This is a genomic window from Shewanella sp. 4t3-1-2LB (genome assembly GCF_017368415.1).
Classification (GTDB): Bacteria; Pseudomonadota; Gammaproteobacteria; order Enterobacterales; family Shewanellaceae; genus Shewanella; species Shewanella fodinae.
This window is the reverse complement of sequence record NZ_JAFNJD010000008.1, coordinates 68,856-85,922: the sequence shown is the minus strand read 5'-3', so window position 1 is coordinate 85,922 and position 17,067 is coordinate 68,856. Positions and strand designations below refer to the sequence as shown.

Genomic DNA, 17,067 nt, shown 5'->3' with positions numbered 1-17,067 from the left:
AAAATGTCGCAACAGCAACCGTTAATCAGTCACTTGCTGGAACTGCGCAATCGATTGCTCAGAGCCACTGCCAGCGTGTTAATCGTATTTCTGGCAATCGTATACTGGGCCAAAGATATCTATCACTACATGGCCGTGCCTTTACTTAAGGCGTTGCCCTCCGGCGGCACCATGATTGCCACCGATGTGGCCGCACCGTTTTTTGCCCCGTTTAAACTGACGCTGGTGTTGGCATTTTTTATTGCTATTCCTTATGTGTTGTACCAGATTTGGGCCTTTGTGGCACCTGGACTCTACAAACATGAAAAGCGTCTGATTTCTCCACTGTTATTCAGTAGCACCATCCTGTTCTATCTTGGGATCTGTTTTGCCTATTATGTAGTCTTTCCTCTGGTATTCGGTTTCTTCGCCAATGCCAGCCCCGAAGGCGTGCAAGTGGCTACCGACATTAACAGCTACCTTAACTTCGTTCTAAAGTTGTTCTTTGCCTTTGGCTTGGCCTTTGAAATCCCCATCGCCGTGGTACTGTTATGCTGGGCTGGCGTAACTTCACCAGAAGATTTGAAAGCACAGCGTCCATACATTATTGTAGGGGCGTTTGTTGTGGGGATGTTGCTGACACCACCCGATGTGATTTCACAGACGATGCTGGCAGTGCCCATGTTATTGCTGTTTGAAGGGGGCTTATTTGCCGCCCGTTTTTACAGCAAAAAGGCGGATAAAGACGACGAGGAAGAAGTCGAGGAAAATCCGTAGTCAGCCCCACAGCAATACGATTTGCCATCTCAATTGACATAAGGATTATTGGATGCGTTACTTGTGTATTGCTGTAGTGTCTTGTTTGTTAACATCCCACGCCCAAGCCGCTATTGAACAGCAGTTGGCGCATTGCGCCACCATTGCTGACAATGCATCTCGACTGCAATGCTATGATCAGCTTGCCAAAGCGAGTGAACATGTTGCGGTATCTGCCACTGAAACTAACGCCAATACCTCGCCAAATCCGGCGCTAACATCTGAGCTAGCCACCGCGCCATCATTGACGCCCCCCCCAAAAACATCAGTAAAAGCAGATGCTGTTGCTGAGTTTGGTGCGCCGAGAAAAGAGGATAATCAAGCGCTTGAACAAATTCGTTACCCGGTCACCTTTGCACAAAAGGGATTACGCGGCGGCTATACGGTAACACTCGCTAATGGCCAAGTCTGGCAACAGATAGGTAGTGAGTCTTTTCGAGTTAAACAAGGCCAGACAGTTGTCATAGAAAAGGCCGCGTTGGGCTCTTTCTTGATGCATGTGGACGGTACTAATAACAGTATCAGAGTAAAGCGTCTGCAGTGAACCGTTACATGGACGTTGCGGTCAATCTGATTGGCAGCAAACTGGAACAGGACCTGATACAGGTGATTCAAGATGCCAAGGATGCTGGCGTCTCGCCTTTGCTGCTGATCGGCAGTGACCTCGCTGAAAGTGAACGCTGTATCGAGGTTGCGAAACAGTATCCCCAACAACTCTACACCACCGCAGGTGTACATCCACATCATGCGGATGACTGGCACAATGACAGCTTGCAACAACTCACCAAGCTCTGTACTCAGGCGCCAGTCGTGGCAGTGGGAGAATGTGGCCTCGACTTTGACCGCAACTATTCTAGCCGCGAACAACAACTCGCTGCTTTTGAAGCGCAACTCGCGTTAGCCGCACAGTTACAAATGCCAGTCCTGATGCATCAGCGTGAAGCCCATGAGGATTTTCTCAATATATTGAGCCGTTATCGGTCATCACTGCCAGCTGCCCTGCTGCATTGCTTTACGGGAGATAAGCAGCAGGTGGCTGACTATAACGCACTCGATCTGTATTTAGGCATCACCGGTTGGGTCTGTGATGAACGACGGGGACAAGCCTTGGCAGAAGCAGTCGCTGACATCCCAGCGGAGCGGCTGCTACTAGAAACCGACAGCCCATATTTATTGCCACGCAGTATGCGACCAAAACCTAAATCCGGTCGTAATGAACCCAAGTACTTACCCTATATTGCTGAATTCGTAGCCGAGTTACGACAACAACCAACGCAGCAGCTCGCGCAACAATGCTATCAAAACAGTCTGCGATTATTTGGTCTGGAGCTGGCATAATGAAAAGGTGGCTGGGCCTGATACTGTTATTATTCGCGACAGTTGCCGTCAACCCCTTCGCTTATGGTGTCATGCCTTTAATGGTCAGCGGATCCGACACCAGTACAATAAACCTCAAACAATATACTTTGTTTACCCAACAGCCCGCCGAGGCCACACTGCTGCAGGTAATGGCATTGCCGGAAAGTGCTTGGCAACCGGCGAATAAGCAACGCCTGCTATCCATTGGCAGCGATGGTGACTGGTATCATTTCCGCTTGCTACAGGAGCCAAATATTTCCCATAACTGGTTATTGGAATTTGATAATCCTGATATCGATCGGCTCACCGTCTATCATTTTGTTAATGGTCAATTGCAACAGACGGTAAATATGGGAGATACCCTAGTATTTAATCAACGGCCACTGTTACTTAATAGTTTTATTTATCCGTTCCTGATGCACGATAAGGAAATACACGATTTCTGGATCCAAGTGCAAACGCACGGCTCCAGCTATCTGCCTATCCAACTGTGGACACCTGATCATCTACTACAGCATGTCAGCGATGAAAACGTGCTGCAGGGGATCCAGTTAGGCATTCTTGGGGCTATTGGGCTATTTTCCCTGTTTATGGCGGTGACCACTGGCTCTTTCAGCTATGGCTATTATTGCGGATACGTGCTGGCAATGGCGTTGCTGGTTGCCAGCATCAATGGCACAGCATTTAATCATCTATGGCCCGAGTCCCCACAATTACAAAATCACATTATTGCACCGCTAATTCCGTTGGTGTTGATGTTCAATGTTCTATTTACTGAGAAAGCCTTGCAGCTTAAGTACTTCAGTCGCTCACTGCTAAGATTGGGGAGAATATTGACCGCTGCATGTGGGATATTAATTCCGGTTTCGTTGCTTCTGCCTTATAGCATTGCATTGTACGGTGAGTTGTTGGCTGTAGTGGTGGTGGTCATCATCTTGCTGCTGATCAGCATGCAACAAGCGATAAAAGGCAACCAACTGGCACGCTTATATGCTTTATCGTCTATAGGTAAAACCACCGGGGTTCTGGTCAGTGTATTTATGTACATAGGATTATTGTCACTACCGATCAATCCACTGACCCCTTCGATGTTGGGGCTCACGGTTGAGATTGTGTTCATGGCGGCGGTGTTGGCGGTACGTTATAACGAAGAACGAAAATCCAAAATGCGTATCCAGCACGAAGCGCTCATGCAGTCACAAAGGATCCGTGAAGCTAAAGAAGAAGCACTTTTGCTGGAAGCCAAAAGTAACGAACGGCTCGAACGTATGGTGCAAGAACGCACGCTGGAGCTAGAATTTGCGATGCGCGAGCTAAACGAGGCCAATCGCAAACTCACAGAGAAATCGCAATTGGATGCGCTCACCGGTACTTACAATCGGGACGCTTTTGATAAAAAATTGCTGGCAGAAGGTCGGATCAGCCGCCGCCAACAAACCCCGTTAGCCATGTTGATGTTGGATATTGATAAATTCAAAACCATCAATGATACCTATGGGCATTTAGCTGGGGATCAGACACTAAAAGCCATTGCTGAAACACTGAAGGCGCACTTAAAACGTCCCGGAGATCTCGTTGCCCGCTTCGGTGGCGAAGAATTTGCGGTGATCCTGCCTAATACCGATGTTGCGGGTGCCAGCCAGTTGGCAGAGCAGCTACGGACTGCGATTGCAGCGTTGACGGTGTCATGGGGTGGACAGACCATCGACCTCACCGCCAGTATAGGCGTTAGTGCCGGAGTTATTACCGCCGATAGCGACACGGTGCAATTGCTGGCACAGGCTGACCAGGCGCTGTATCAGGCCAAACACCAAGGACGGAATCGGGTTTGTTGTCATCAGCCACCAACCGAGAAAGATTGAAATTTATCGAATTTCTATCCTGCATTGTCATTTACCAAAATATCCGCCAATAGGGACGCTAATTTAGTGATCCTGCTAACATTCATACTCTTTACTCCTTTGTGGATGGCAACACTGGTGGTTGAATCATTACCTTGGTTTAGGAGGCTTTAAGGAAGTACAATGCAGCAAAGTGTAAGAGTATTGCTGGCCACCACAGCGCTGTTTTTCAGCTGCCAGACATTGGCCAATGACGGTTGTAATTTTAAAGAGAACGAAGGCGGCTTTATGGCGACCTGTAAGCAAGAACAACAGGAAGTGATCCTGACCGGAGTCATTGACGGTAAGAAACTGGTGACTGAATTACCACCATTTAAAAGCGGCTACCAGAGTTACGAGGTAGATACAGCGGCGATTGCACCATTAAAAGCTGTCAGCAAACCGACCCAGATTGTCGTGATCATTGGTACTTGGTGCCCAGATTGTCATCGGGAAACACCACGTTTTATCAAGATTATGGAAGCGGTGAATAACCCGAATATTTCCGTCAAATTTATTGGGGTCGATCGTAAAAAACACGACCCAGAAGGGCTGGCCGCAAAATATGAATTTAAACGTATTCCAACCTTTATGGTGATCCAGGACGGCAAAGAGATTGGTCGCATTGTGGAGCGTCCGACCGAGTCCCTTGAAAAAGACCTCGCCAAAATTCTTGGGTAATGGCTCAATTACCCATAAAACAGAAAGGATCGCGTGCGATCCTTTTTTGATGTGAGTATCGCGGCTTACAGCGCGATAGTCTCTCCGGCAACACGTTTTGCCAGCATCAGCAACACGCCTTCACGCAGCGCACCGCCAGACAACGCCAACTGCTGAATTTGTAATAGCTCAAACAACGCCAACAATATTGCCACGCCAGCGGCAAAAGTCGGGGCGCGCTCTCGTGATAAGCCCTTAATACCGGGCAAATCCAGTGATTTCTCCGCGAGGATTTCCAGCTTAAGTTGTTGCAGCACCGCCGCAGTAATGATCTCCGAGACGCCGCGATGCTGTAGTAGCTCCACCACAGATTGCACCGCTCCAGAAGCGCCAACCACAGCATGCCAGCCCAACGCCAATAGTTGCTGACGGTACTCTCCCAATGCATTGGCAACACTTAGCTGCACATCATCGAAGTCCATCTGTTGCAGCGGTGCGGAACTGAAAAAGGCTCGATTATAAGTCACACTGCCAAAGGGCAAACTGGTTTTAAACAGCAATTGCTCGCCATCACCGATGATAAATTCAGTACTAGCACCACCAATATCTATCACTAATCGGCGCCCATGACCTTGAGTAGTGGCGACCATGCCTTGGTAGATAAGCTCGGCCTCACGCATCCCACAGATGATCTCGATAGGGAGCCCCAATATCGGTAACGCACGGGCATTGAATTCGTCGGCATTATTGATACTACGCAACGTAGCGGTTGCAACCACTGCCACATTGGCGGACGCTACACCATGTTGCCGCAGCATCTCGGCAAACATTGCCAGACAATCCAGGCCACGTTGCATGGCATTGCTCTGCAATCGGCCATCGCTGCCGATCCCCTCAGCCAGACGTACTTTACGTTTGTACTTTGCGATGACTTTTGGCTGGTTGCTCACGGTATGAGCCACCAGCATATTAAAACTATTAGATCCCAGAGTTATGGCCGCGTAGAGACTCAAATATGTCAGTTCCTGCGGCTACGGTCAGGGCGACGTCCTGCTGGTCGGCTCCCTTGTGCCCGTTCTCTTTTATTACGAGGGGTCACCCGGCGATGCAGCTTGACTGGCGCCGGAATATCATCAAGCAGAGCTTCGCGGTCATAGGAACTTACCGGGATGATATGTCCAATATAAGTCTCAATGTCCGGCAGATTTAGCGCATATTCTTCACAGGCGAAACTGACCGAAGCACCTTTTTCACCAGCGCGTCCAGTACGACCGATCCGGTGCACATAATCTTCGCAGTCATCCGGTAAATCAAAGTTATACACATGAGAAACATGTGGAATATGCAGTCCACGGGCAGCCACATCAGTTGCTACCAATATATCCAGTTCCCCCTTAGTGAACTGTTCCAGAATTTTCAGACGTTTTTTCTGCGGCACATCACCGGTCAGTAAACCCACGCGGTGACCATCACCTTCCAGCCAACCCCACAAGTTTTCACACTGGTGTTTGGTATTAGCAAAGACAATAGCCTTTTCAGGCCAATCTTCTTCAATCAAGGTCAACAGCAAGGGGACTTTATCTTCCATCGAGGGATAGAACAGCTCTTCCTTAATGTTCTTTGAGGTCTTCTCTTCTGGCGTAATTTCCACTTTGACAGGGTCGTTCATGTGATCATATGCCAGTTCCTGTACCTTCATCGACAACGTGGCTGAGAACAGCATATTCAGTCGCTGATCAGCCGCAGGCATGCGCCGAAACAGAAAACGGATGTCCTTGATAAAGCCCAGATCAAACATTCGATCCGCCTCATCAAGAACTACCGCCTGGATGGCCCCCAGATTAATCACCCCTTGACGTACATAATCGATAATCCGTCCGGTGGTACCAACCAGAATGTCTACACCCGCATCCAGCACTTTACGCTGGGTATCATAACCCTCACCACCATAGACAATCCCCAGTTTCAAACCGGTATGCTGAGACAACAGTTTGCCATCTTTAGCGATCTGGATTGCCAGTTCTCTGGTCGGGGCCATAATAATGGCACGAGGTTGATTGAGCTGACGATTTTCGGGGACAGGATGAGATAACAGGTAATCAAAGGTGGCGACTAGAAATGCCAGCGTTTTTCCCGTACCAGTTTGGGCCTGGCCGGCAATATCCTTACCTTCCAGTAGCACCGGCAGCGATAACGCCTGGATTGGCGTACAGTATTCAAAACCGTTCTCTACCAGCGCCTGAATCACTTCAGGGTGCAGTGGCAGATCGGCAAATTTTTGTTGAGATAAATGTGTTTCGCTCATAGCGGAAGCATACCAGTTTTGGGTTGCAATAAGATACTCGATAGTTTGAAATAGCAACAAGGAAAAACGATAACTTGATTTACTGTTTCACGGCCCCAATATACAGGTAATGCCGATTACAGGCCAGTAATGGCAACCAATGGAGAAGATCATGAGTGACAAAATTATCTATGTAAGCGATGACAGCTTCGAATCTGAAGTGCTGAAGTCAGACAAGCCAGTACTGGTAGACTTTTGGGCCGAGTGGTGTGGCCCATGCAAAATGATTGCCCCAATCCTGGATGACGTAGCCACTGAATACGATGGCAAACTGACAATCGCGAAAGTCAACGTAGATCAGAATAATGCTACCCCGGCAAAATACGGTATCCGCGGTATCCCAACGCTGTTGTTGTTCAAAAATGGTGAATTAGCCGCCACTAAAGTTGGTGCGCTGTCTAAGACTCAACTGAAAGAGTTTATTGACGCGCAAATCTAGTGCAAGAAGTGACACCCGGCACGCAATCACAATAAATTGCTTGCCGGGCAAGTAAACCGCTGGACGCTTCCGCTTTATAGTGCTAACTTATTAAGCAGATTTTATCTAAAACCCACTTCTCGCAGTTCAATCAATTTCCTTCAAATCCATTTTGAGTGATTGAGCACGCGCGTAAGCTTTGTCGCTAAAAACAAGACCCACCAAAATGAATTTAACTGAATTAAAAAACAAGTCTATTGCTGACTTAGTCGCTCTGGCCGAAGAAATGAATCTGGAGAATATGGCCCGTGCCCGCAAGCAGGACATCATTTTCTCCATTCTTAAAGCTCACTCAAAAAGCGGCGAGGATATCTTCGGCGGTGGCGTACTGGAAATTCTGCAGGATGGTTTCGGATTTCTGCGCAGTTCCGATGGTTCTTATCTTGCCGGTCCTGACGATATCTATGTTTCGCCGAGCCAGATCCGTCGTTTCAACATGCGAACGGGCGATACAATTTTCGGTAAAATCCGTCCACCCAAAGAAGGTGAACGTTATTTTGCGCTGCTAAAAGTTAACGAAGTTAACTTTGATAAACCCGAAAACTCCCGCAACAAGATCCTGTTTGAAAACCTTACGCCACTGCACGCCGAAGAACGTTTGCGCATGGAACGTGGCAACGGTTCTACCGAAGATATCACTGCCCGTATCTTGGATCTGTGCTCACCTATCGGTAAAGGTCAGCGTGGTTTAATTGTCGCGCCGCCTAAAGCAGGTAAGACACTGCTGCTGCAGAACATCGCTCAGTCCATCACTTACAACAACCCAGAAGTTGTGTTGATGGTATTGCTGATTGACGAACGGCCTGAAGAAGTAACCGAAATGCAACGGCTGGTAAAGGGTGAAGTTATTGCCTCTACCTTCGACGAACCCGCAAGCCGACATGTGCAGGTAGCCGAAATGGTGATTGAAAAAGCCAAGCGCCTGGTAGAGCACAAAAAAGACGTGGTGATTCTGCTGGACTCTATCACTCGCCTAGCGCGCGCTTACAACACGGTAGTGCCGTCCTCTGGTAAGGTATTGACAGGTGGTGTGGATGCCAACGCCCTGCATCGTCCTAAGCGCTTCTTCGGTGCTGCTCGTAATATTGAAAACGGTGGCAGCTTGACCATTATCGCCACGGCATTGATCGATACCGGCTCGAAGATGGATGAAGTCATTTACGAAGAGTTTAAGGGCACAGGTAACCAGGAACTGCATCTGTCACGTAAAGCGGCAGAAAAACGCGTGTTCCCAGCCATCGACTTCAACCGCTCAGGCACTCGTCGTGAAGAAAAGCTGACGACGCCAGATGAACTGCAGAAAATGTGGATCCTGCGGAAAATCCTGAACCCGATGGATGAAGTCAGCGCCATGGAATTCCTGATCGACAAGCTGGCGATGACCAAAACCAATGAAGAATTCTTTACCGCGATGAAACGCGCCAAGTAAAGATAACCTTCCAGAGATGCTAGCCACTATCAGTGGTTCATAGCTGGAAAGTCAAAGGCCGCGAGGATGCGGCCTTTTTGTTACTGAAATTTCAGTTGGTGGTCTTATCTTCCTGTAGACCAATCGCGCTCATCCACTGCTGGAAATCCACCAGATTGGCGGGCACAACCACCCGGCTCCCCGCTTTCCCCAGTTTATTGAGTTTGCTCAGATACTGCTCACCCAGTTGCATCCTAAGCGCGTTACGACCGCCGGGCGCACTGATCACCGCCGCCAGTTTCTCAATCGATTCTGCCGTTGCCTGTGCTAGCGCAAGGATCTCCTGCGCCTTACCCTCAGCCTCGTTAATACGCCGCTGCATCTCGCCTTCCGACAGGTTGATCATCTCCTGTTTCACCCCTTCAGAACGGTTAATTTTACTCTGCTTATCACCTTCACTTTTCGCCAGCAGCGCCCGCCGCTCGCGCTCCGCATTCACCTGCATTTCCATGGCATTCTTGACAGTCTCTGGCGGAGTAATATTCTTGATTTCGTAGCGGTGTACTCGGATGCCCCAAGAGGCCCCGGCCTGATCTAACACCTCCACCACCTTAGCGCTAATCAGATCCCGCTCTTCAAACGTACGATCCAACTCTAGCGTACCAATCACGGAACGTGTGGTTGTCTGAGCCAGTTGAATCGCCGCATAGCGGTAATTGGTAACGCCATAACTCGCCTTAACAGGATCGACAACCGACAGATAGATCACCCCATCAACTTCGACATTCACTTCGTCACTGGAAAAACATTCCTGTGGCGGTACATCAATGGTTTCCTCTTTGAGATCATGGATATAAGCCACTTTATCAGCAAAGGGAATTAAGGCGTGGAACCCGGCGTCCAGGGTCGAGTGGTATTTACCAAGCCGTTCAACAATATAGGCCGACTTGGTTGGCACCAACCGAATAGAACGGAACAGATTCACGATGAAAATCAGGAAAATAACGCCCCAGATCGCTAACACCAGCATGTCGGTATCAAATTCAGTCGGGATCATACTTTTGCTCCTTTTACACTGTCGGCAACCTGCTCCATACCCTCAAAAAATCCTTCTATTTTGGCCAGTTCAGTCGGTACCACCGCAATATCTGCCTGAGCAATCACTTGTCCTATCTGTTCGATAAATTGCTCCTTCAGCTGCATATTCATGGCTTCATTACCACCATCGGCTGCCAGCGCCTGAGCGACCAATGACATCGCCTGCGCCTGTGCATTAGCAACAATGGCAATTTCTTGTGCCGTGCCTTTAGCTTCGTTAATACGCTTTTGCTTCTGGCCTTCAGAGATATTGATCGCCTCCTGGCGTTCCCCTTGCGACAGATTGATCATCGCCGCCTTCTCGGCACTGGCAAGAGTAATTTCGGCACGCTTACGCCGTTCCGCTTCCATCTGCTTTTCTAGGGTGTGGATCACATGTCGCGATGGGCTGATGTTCTTGATTTCATAACGCAACATCTTGATCCCCCAGGGATTTGACGCTTTGTCAATCTCGCGTACAATAGCTTCATTCAGACGCTCTCGTTCTGAAAAAGTCTCGCTGAGGCTAAGTTTACCGATCTCAGAACGCATGGTGGTTTGTGCCAGATTCACCGCCGCCAAGCGATAATCCTCGATACCATAGCTGGCCAACTTGCCATCCATCACCTTGAGGTACACCAAACCATCAACTTCCAGTTGAATATTATCTTTGGAAATGCAGCTTTGCGGCGGCACATCCAGCACCTGCTCGCGGGTATCGTGACGATAGGCGACGCGGTCAAAAAATGGGATCAAGAAGTGAAATCCTGGCTCCAGCACAGTGCGAAATTTACCAAGACGTTCAATAACATGCACTTCACGCATCGGCACAATAAGCAGTAATTTGTAAAGTATGAATCCTATAAAAAGGATCAGAATGGTAAAAGCAAACATAGCGTCCTTCCTGTTTGTTATTATTCACCGTCTTGCAACGGCTCCACCACCAAGGCGATATTCTCACGACAGATGATTCTGACGGCGGTGCCAGCAGGGATCACGCTGCCATCCCCCAATGCTGGCCAGTCGGCCCCCTGAAACGTAATACGTCCGGTCTTTTCACCCGGTCCGATGGCCTCCTTCACCTGTGCTCGTTGATTGTAGATATCCAATTCTTCATCAGTATTATCAACATGGGAGTCGCCGCCCAGCATGCGTTGTGTTACCTGCCGGAAGCTCAGCAGCAACACGATGGAACTGATAAACCAAAGCGTCAGGCTCTGTACCCAACCATGTACTATACCGGCCCAGAGCGCGCCAGCGACCACCACACAAGCGGCACCAAGAAATACCACTATGCCGCCAGGAATCACCAACTCCGCTAACATCAACGCCGCCCCGGCGAGCAACCAGTACCACACAGCATCCGAAGACATCATATTTCTTCCCCCTCGAAATCAAGTCTCCACCGCATCACTATAGCAACAGTTTTTAACCGATTCGACATAATATGTCAAAAGATGAAATAAAACTGAATGAAAATTTGCTAAAACAATGGTGGAAATCTCGGCAGAAATTACAACGGGATCACAAATTCAATATCTGTGCCGACGGGATACGGCAAATTCAATGCTATTTCACTGTCATAAAATAACAATTATTGTTTATATTCAATAAATTAATCACTTTTCAAAGAAAAACAGCGAAAATGTAAAAATCCTTTGAGTCCTGCTCGGTTTTTCCCTATATTGCCTTGGTTTTTTAAGCCGGGGGTGAATCAAAGAATTCCACCATAGGACGTGATTATTTTTGCACCAATGGAACGCTATACCGGTCACGATAATTGCATTGCTTATTACTCTACAACTAGGAATAACCCAAAATGAAGAAAACCTGCCTATTGCTGGCACTGTTGCTGTCACCACAAGCGTTCTGTGAAGATTTGGTACAGTGGACCGATACCAGTGTCACCGTACTGTATGGTGACAACTATAAACTGGCGCCCTCGGAAGAACAGACTACGGTAACCATTGAATCTGCCGGTGGCTGGAAATATGGCGACTGGTTCCTGTTTCACGACTTTATTCATCTGAATGATTCCAATGGCGATGCCAACACCAACTATGGTGAAATTTCACCACGCTTCAGTGCCAGTAAAATTCTGGGACAACAAATAGGTTATGGTGCTATTACTGACGTATCACTGGCACTGACTTATGAACACGGTGAAGGGGATGTAGAAAGCTTCCTGTACGGTGTGGGGCTGGATTTCAAAGTGCCTTATTTCTCCTACCTGCAGTTAAATACCTATCGTCGTGATGCGAACAATAACAACAGCAGCGGCTGGCAGTTCACACCGGTATGGCGTATGGATATCCCCGTTGGCAATAGTAACATCGTATTCGACGGCTTTATTGACTGGGTATTTGCCTCTGACGGTGACTTAGGTTACAAGGAAAACATCCACATCAACCCACAGATCAAATATGATCTCGGTGCCGTCATCTTCGGCGCTGCGCAAAAGAACCGTTTGCTGGTCGGGATTGAGTACGATTATTGGAAGAACAAATACGGCGTAGACGGTATCGATCAAGACACCTACTCAGTGATAGTGAAGTACCACTTCTAATCTGCAGACGACGTAAAATTAAACCCGGATCTGTTGAAGCTCCGGGTTTTTTGTCACCTGGCAGTCGCTTTTTTACCGCAATCATCGCCAACCCAAGTAGATTCAACCTCCGCAGGATTGAGCGCCGTGTCATCTACGGGTAACATAAGTGGCCAAATTTCAATCCTGTAGCGGAGCCCTGACGTTGTACTTTATTCGTGGTTGTCTCGCTTTTTGCTGTTACGTCATCAATACCCTGCTGTGGTGTATCCCTATCATGCTGGGCAGTTTGGTGAAACTGCTGTTACCAATTACGCAAATTAAGCAGCTCAGCAGTCGTTTTCTGGATAGCTGTGCTACCGGTTGGATCAGCACTAACGGCGTCATTGAAAAACTCTTCCATCCACTGAAAATCCATGTGGATGCCATGCCGGAACTATCCGTTAACGAGTGGTATATGGTGATTGCCAATCACCAAAGCTGGGTAGACATCTTAGTATTGCAACGATTGCTTAACCACAAAATCCCGTTCCTGAAATTTTTCCTGAAGCAGCAACTGATCTATGTGCCGGTGCTGGGATTGGCGTGGTGGGCGTTGGATTTTCCGTTTATGCGACGCTACACCACAGCGCAGCTCAAGAAGAACCCCAAGCTGCGGGGTAAAGATATTGAGATCACTCGCAAAGCGTGCGCAAAGTTTAAGCATAATCCCGTAAGTGTTATGAACTTTGTTGAAGGCACTCGTTTCCGCGCCACTAAACACCAACGGCAGAATTCCCCCTATCGACACCTATTACGCCCACGTGCCGGCGGCTTAGCATTTGCACTTTCAGCTATGGGAGAACAAATTCATAAGTTGGTGGACGTCACCATTTATTATCCTCAGCAAAGCCCAACCTTCTGGGATTACATCAGTGGTCACGTTCCCGAAGTGTATGTGCATATTGAGCTGCAAGAAATTACCCAAGACATGCGTGGCGATTACATGAATGACCGCGAATTCAAACAACACTTCCAAGAACAGCTAAATCAAATCTGGCATCATAAAGATGAGGTGCTCGAGCGCTTGCAAACGCAGGCTAAAGGAGCGGCCTGATGCTGAGTTTTTTGCCGGGTTCCGTGTTGTTTGTATTAAGCACTCTCCTATTAATTGTTAATACCATTCTCTGGAGTTCATTGGTCTGTCTTGGCGGTCTTTTTAAACTCTTGTTGCCTTGGCGACCATGGCAGATTTCTGTCACCCGTCTAATGAATACATTTATGTGGGGCTGGGCGACCTGGAACGGTGGAATTTTGCATTTGATAGCCAAAGTGGAATGGGATGTAGAAGGCCTGGAACATCTGCGAAAAGACGGTTGGTACTTGTTGATCAGTAACCATCTAAGCGGATTCGATATCGCGGCACAAACCTATATCTTCCGTAATAACATTCCTATGCTGAAGTTCTTCCTGAAAAAAGAGCTGTTATACGTTCCCCTTATGGGACTCGGATGCTGGGCGCTGGACATGCCCTTTATGAACCGTACCAGCCCGGAAAAACTCAAGAAGAACCCCAAACTTAAGGGCAAGGATCTGGCCACGACCCGGCGCTCTTGCGAAAAATTTAAATATCTGCCTACCTCCATCATCAATTATGTGGAAGGTAGTCGGTTTACCGAAGCTAAACGCCGACGTCAGAATTCTCCGTATCGGCACCTGCTAAAGCCAAAAGCAGGGGGTATTGCCTTTACCCTATCGGCGATGGGGGAACAGTTTGATGCATTGCTGAACGTCACGGTGGTTTATCCAGATGCGCCAACTGACATTCTTAACGCGGTGATGCACGGGAAGGTTCATAAGATAGTGATCCGGGTTGAAGCATTGCCGGTTCCCCAAGTGGATGCCGAACAGTATTTCAGTGAGCCAGAATATCGGGTGGCTTTCCAACGTTGGCTTAATCAAATATGGGAAGCGAAAGACCAGCAGATAGACAACTTACTGACCCAGCACCAGCAAAACACTGCGGCCTGTAACGACCAACTGCTTTCCTGATCACTGCGCAACTAACGACTGCCGTTGCCACCAAGCCGCGGCAGCATCCAATTGTAATTCGCTAAACACGGCAATGCCTAGTTGCCGTAACGCCAAGGCTGTCACACCATCATCGGCGATAAGTCGCCGGCTAAAGCTGCCATCATAAATCTGCCCAACACCACACGAAGGACTTCTGGCTTTTAAAATGGCCATCACCACCCCTTGTTGTTGTGCCAGTTGCTGCGCTCGCCACGCCCCACGCTGAAACGCGGTAGTTACATCGGCGCCATCGCAAGTAATAATGCGGGTGCCTATCTGCTCTGCCGGGGCTCGCGGAACAGACAAACCACCTGCAACTTCAGGACAGATCATCAGCAAGCGTTGTTCCTGCTGCCAACGCTGTATAAGCGGATGCTGCAGTAGATTATCGTTGCCATCATAACGGACCTTTTCGCCCATTAAGCAGGCACTGACGAGGATTCTAGCTACTTTCATTAACATGCACTTTTAATGTGTCGAGATAGTTGATTTTAACAGGCCATAAAAGTCCGTGCATTTATATCATCCTGGAATATTGTCTACAAAACATATCAGCAATAGCTTAACTTAATGAATATTTTTTACACAAAATTTATATTTAATATGTTGATATATAACAAATAAATATTTATTAGATATTTTTGTTAGACCTACGTCTAACATTGCATATTGTTGACAATTAGCACCTACAATTTTAAGGTCAATGCACATTTGGTCAACAGGACTGCACATGGGACAGGCGCTATCACCCCAGGATTTGTCGGAATTTACACCGCAGGAAAAGAGCATCACGCTGGTGGAACAGGTATTGGTGCAGATCCAGACCAGCATCATCAAAGGTGAACTGCCTGCCGGCAGTAAAATCAACGAGCAAGCACTGGCAGAAAAATATGGCATCAGCCGTGGCCCAACCCGGGAAGCCTTGCAGCTACTGGAGCGGCAGCGCTTGGTGGTGCGGGTTCCCCATATCGGTGCCAGAGTCGCGGCACTGACGGTTGAAGAGCTTAACGACCTCTATGAATTGCGCAGCACACTGGAAGTTATGGCCTGTGAGCTGGCCGCCAAACGTATTACTGAAGAGCAACTCAACAACCTGTGGCAGTTATTAGAGAGCCAAGAAGCGGCGTTAAACGATGGTGACAGCTATTTCCAACAAGAAGGTGATGTCGATTTCCACTATCAGATCATCCGTGCCAGCGGTAACCGGCATCTGCAGGAAACGCTGATTGGCGGTCTTTACCATCTGTTACGGATGTACCGCTACCAATGCACCAACAACAGTCGCCGTCCGGTCAGAGCCATTGCTGAACACCGCAGAATTGTTGAGGCCATCGCCCAACGCGATGCCGAACTCGCAGGCTTACTGATGCGTCGGCATATCGAGCAAGGGCGACAAAACACCGAACAGAGATTGAAACAACTGCAGGCGCAAACACTGGCAGCCAAGCCACAGAACGTTTGCTGAGGACACAAGGAGCAACAGATGAAAGCAAGTGCCGGATTGCGATTCCGCCAGGCGGTAGCAAATAACCAACCACTACAGATAGTGGGTACCACTAACGCCTATTTCGCTCTGATGGCAGAGCAATGCGGTATTCAGGCGTTGTACCTTTCTGGTGCTGGGGTGGCCAACGCCTCCTATGGTCTGCCAGATTTGGGAATGACCTCAATGAATGACGTGCTGATCGACGCCAGTCGCATTACGTCAGCGACCGATTTGCCACTGCTGGTAGACATTGATACCGGCTGGGGTGGTGCGTTCAATATCGCCCGCACCATTAAAGAGTTTGAGAAAGCCGGCGTGGCTGCAGTGCATATGGAAGATCAGGTATCGCAGAAACGGTGTGGTCACCGTCCCAATAAAGCGGTGGTAAGTACCGAAGAGATGGTCGACCGTATCAAAGCTGCAGTGGATGCACGCCAGGACGAAAATTTCGTCATTATGGCGCGTACAGATGCGGTGGCGGTGGAAGGGCTTGAATCCGGTATCGAACGTGCAGCAGCGTATATCGAAGCTGGTGCCGACATGATATTCGCCGAAGCACTGACCGAGCTACAACAATATGTGCGTTTCAAGCAAGTGATCAAGGCGCCCATTCTTGCCAACATGACCGAATTTGGCAAAACCGAACTTTTTAACAAAGAACAACTGGCAGATGCCGGTGTGGCGATGGTGCTTTATCCATTGAGCCCATTTCGCGCCGCTAACAAAGCCGCATTAAAAGTAATGCAGGCACTGGTGGCTGATGGTCATCAGCGCAATGTGGTGGATACCATGCAGACTCGTGAAGAGTTATATCACTATCTTGGATATCACCAGTACGAAGACAAGCTGGATCAACTGTTCAGCAAATAACCGGCGGCGCAAAGCGACCGCCTGCTGCCGAATTGCGGGGGCGAACAGGCAGCAGGCGGTGCCGGACACAGATGCCAAGGTATAAAAGTAGTTAACGGATTAGAGGAAACAGC

Annotated in this window: 18 protein-coding genes; 12 read left to right on the top strand and 6 right to left on the bottom strand. The window is 48.6% G+C overall.

Annotation, left to right across the window (positions count from 1 at the left end):
* Positions 1-3 precede the first annotated feature (3 nt).
* The 5 genes from tatC to J3L11_RS05075 all read left to right on the top strand — a co-directional run bounded on the left by tatC (position 4) and on the right by J3L11_RS05075 (position 4,715).
* Positions 4-756: a twin-arginine translocase subunit TatC gene (tatC, locus tag J3L11_RS05095; protein ID WP_207570337.1), complete on the top strand. Its 753-nt coding sequence runs from the start codon at positions 4-6 to the stop codon at positions 754-756.
* A gap of 52 nt (positions 757-808) precedes the next feature.
* Complete coding sequence (locus J3L11_RS05090; RefSeq protein ID WP_207570336.1) at positions 809-1,339, top strand: hypothetical protein; 531 nt, start codon at positions 809-811, stop codon at positions 1,337-1,339.
* A complete protein-coding gene (locus tag J3L11_RS05085; protein WP_207570335.1) occupies positions 1,336-2,133 on the top strand; it encodes a TatD family hydrolase in 798 nt (265 codons plus the stop codon). The genes J3L11_RS05090 and J3L11_RS05085 overlap by 4 nt, the downstream gene beginning before the upstream one ends.
* The gene (locus J3L11_RS05080; protein ID WP_207570334.1) at positions 2,133-4,016 is read left to right on the top strand and encodes a diguanylate cyclase; all 1,884 of its coding nucleotides are present in this window, start codon (positions 2,133-2,135) and stop codon (positions 4,014-4,016) included. Before J3L11_RS05085 ends, J3L11_RS05080 begins: the two co-directional genes overlap by 1 nt.
* A 162-nt stretch (positions 4,017-4,178) precedes the next feature.
* Positions 4,179-4,715: a thioredoxin family protein gene (locus tag J3L11_RS05075; RefSeq protein ID WP_133040469.1), complete on the top strand. Its 537-nt coding sequence runs from the start codon at positions 4,179-4,181 to the stop codon at positions 4,713-4,715.
* 65 nt (positions 4,716-4,780) lie between these two features.
* Here the strand turns inward: J3L11_RS05075 and J3L11_RS05070 are convergent, their stop codons facing one another.
* The gene (locus J3L11_RS05070; RefSeq protein WP_207570347.1) at positions 4,781-5,662 is read right to left on the bottom strand and encodes an exopolyphosphatase; all 882 of its coding nucleotides are present in this window, start codon (positions 5,660-5,662) and stop codon (positions 4,781-4,783) included.
* 50 nt (positions 5,663-5,712) lie between these two features.
* The gene (gene rhlB, locus J3L11_RS05065; RefSeq protein ID WP_207570333.1) at positions 5,713-6,999 is read right to left on the bottom strand and encodes an ATP-dependent RNA helicase RhlB; all 1,287 of its coding nucleotides are present in this window, start codon (positions 6,997-6,999) and stop codon (positions 5,713-5,715) included.
* A gap of 151 nt (positions 7,000-7,150) precedes the next feature.
* Here rhlB and trxA point away from each other — a divergent pair, with 151 nt between their 5' ends.
* The gene (gene trxA / locus J3L11_RS05060; RefSeq protein WP_133040467.1) at positions 7,151-7,477 is read left to right on the top strand and encodes a thioredoxin TrxA; all 327 of its coding nucleotides are present in this window, start codon (positions 7,151-7,153) and stop codon (positions 7,475-7,477) included.
* Positions 7,478-7,682: 205 nt separating this feature from the next.
* On the top strand, positions 7,683-8,945 hold the full coding sequence (gene rho, locus J3L11_RS05055) for a transcription termination factor Rho (protein ID WP_207570332.1): 1,263 nt from the start codon (positions 7,683-7,685) through the stop codon (positions 8,943-8,945).
* Between the two features lie 91 nt (positions 8,946-9,036).
* Here the strand turns inward: rho and J3L11_RS05050 are convergent, their stop codons facing one another.
* The 3 genes from J3L11_RS05050 to J3L11_RS05040 are packed head-to-tail and all read right to left on the bottom strand — an operon-like array spanning position 9,037 to position 11,377.
* A complete protein-coding gene (locus J3L11_RS05050) occupies positions 9,037-9,981 on the bottom strand; it encodes a stomatin-like protein (protein ID WP_207570331.1) in 945 nt (314 codons plus the stop codon).
* Positions 9,978-10,895 carry a slipin family protein gene (locus J3L11_RS05045; protein WP_133040072.1) on the bottom strand — a complete coding sequence of 306 codons (918 nt, stop codon included), beginning with the start codon at positions 10,893-10,895 and terminating at the stop codon, positions 9,978-9,980. Before J3L11_RS05045 ends, J3L11_RS05050 begins: the two co-directional genes overlap by 4 nt.
* Before the next feature lie 20 nt (positions 10,896-10,915).
* On the bottom strand, positions 10,916-11,377 hold the full coding sequence (locus J3L11_RS05040) for an NfeD family protein (RefSeq protein ID WP_133040073.1): 462 nt from the start codon (positions 11,375-11,377) through the stop codon (positions 10,916-10,918).
* 443 nt (positions 11,378-11,820) lie between these two features.
* Here J3L11_RS05040 and J3L11_RS05035 point away from each other — a divergent pair, with 443 nt between their 5' ends.
* The 3 genes from J3L11_RS05035 to J3L11_RS05025 all read left to right on the top strand — a co-directional run bounded on the left by J3L11_RS05035 (position 11,821) and on the right by J3L11_RS05025 (position 14,577).
* Positions 11,821-12,567 carry an outer membrane protein OmpK gene (locus tag J3L11_RS05035; protein ID WP_207570330.1) on the top strand — a complete coding sequence of 249 codons (747 nt, stop codon included), beginning with the start codon at positions 11,821-11,823 and terminating at the stop codon, positions 12,565-12,567.
* A gap of 148 nt (positions 12,568-12,715) precedes the next feature.
* The gene (locus J3L11_RS05030; RefSeq protein WP_347566498.1) at positions 12,716-13,642 is read left to right on the top strand and encodes an acyltransferase; all 927 of its coding nucleotides are present in this window, start codon (positions 12,716-12,718) and stop codon (positions 13,640-13,642) included.
* Positions 13,642-14,577 carry an acyltransferase gene (locus tag J3L11_RS05025; protein WP_207570329.1) on the top strand — a complete coding sequence of 312 codons (936 nt, stop codon included), beginning with the start codon at positions 13,642-13,644 and terminating at the stop codon, positions 14,575-14,577. Before J3L11_RS05030 ends, J3L11_RS05025 begins: the two co-directional genes overlap by 1 nt.
* On the opposite strand, the gene J3L11_RS05020 is transcribed toward J3L11_RS05025, so the two are convergent.
* On the bottom strand, positions 14,578-15,054 hold the full coding sequence (locus J3L11_RS05020) for a DUF523 domain-containing protein (protein WP_207570328.1): 477 nt from the start codon (positions 15,052-15,054) through the stop codon (positions 14,578-14,580).
* 274 nt (positions 15,055-15,328) lie between these two features.
* Between J3L11_RS05020 and J3L11_RS05015 the strand changes: the two genes are divergently transcribed.
* Both J3L11_RS05015 and prpB read left to right on the top strand, forming a co-directional pair.
* Complete coding sequence (locus tag J3L11_RS05015) at positions 15,329-16,063, top strand: GntR family transcriptional regulator (RefSeq protein WP_207570327.1); 735 nt, start codon at positions 15,329-15,331, stop codon at positions 16,061-16,063.
* Positions 16,064-16,081: 18 nt separating this feature from the next.
* Complete coding sequence (prpB, locus tag J3L11_RS05010) at positions 16,082-16,954, top strand: methylisocitrate lyase (protein WP_207570326.1); 873 nt, start codon at positions 16,082-16,084, stop codon at positions 16,952-16,954.
* Positions 16,955-17,067: the final 113 nt, after the last annotated feature.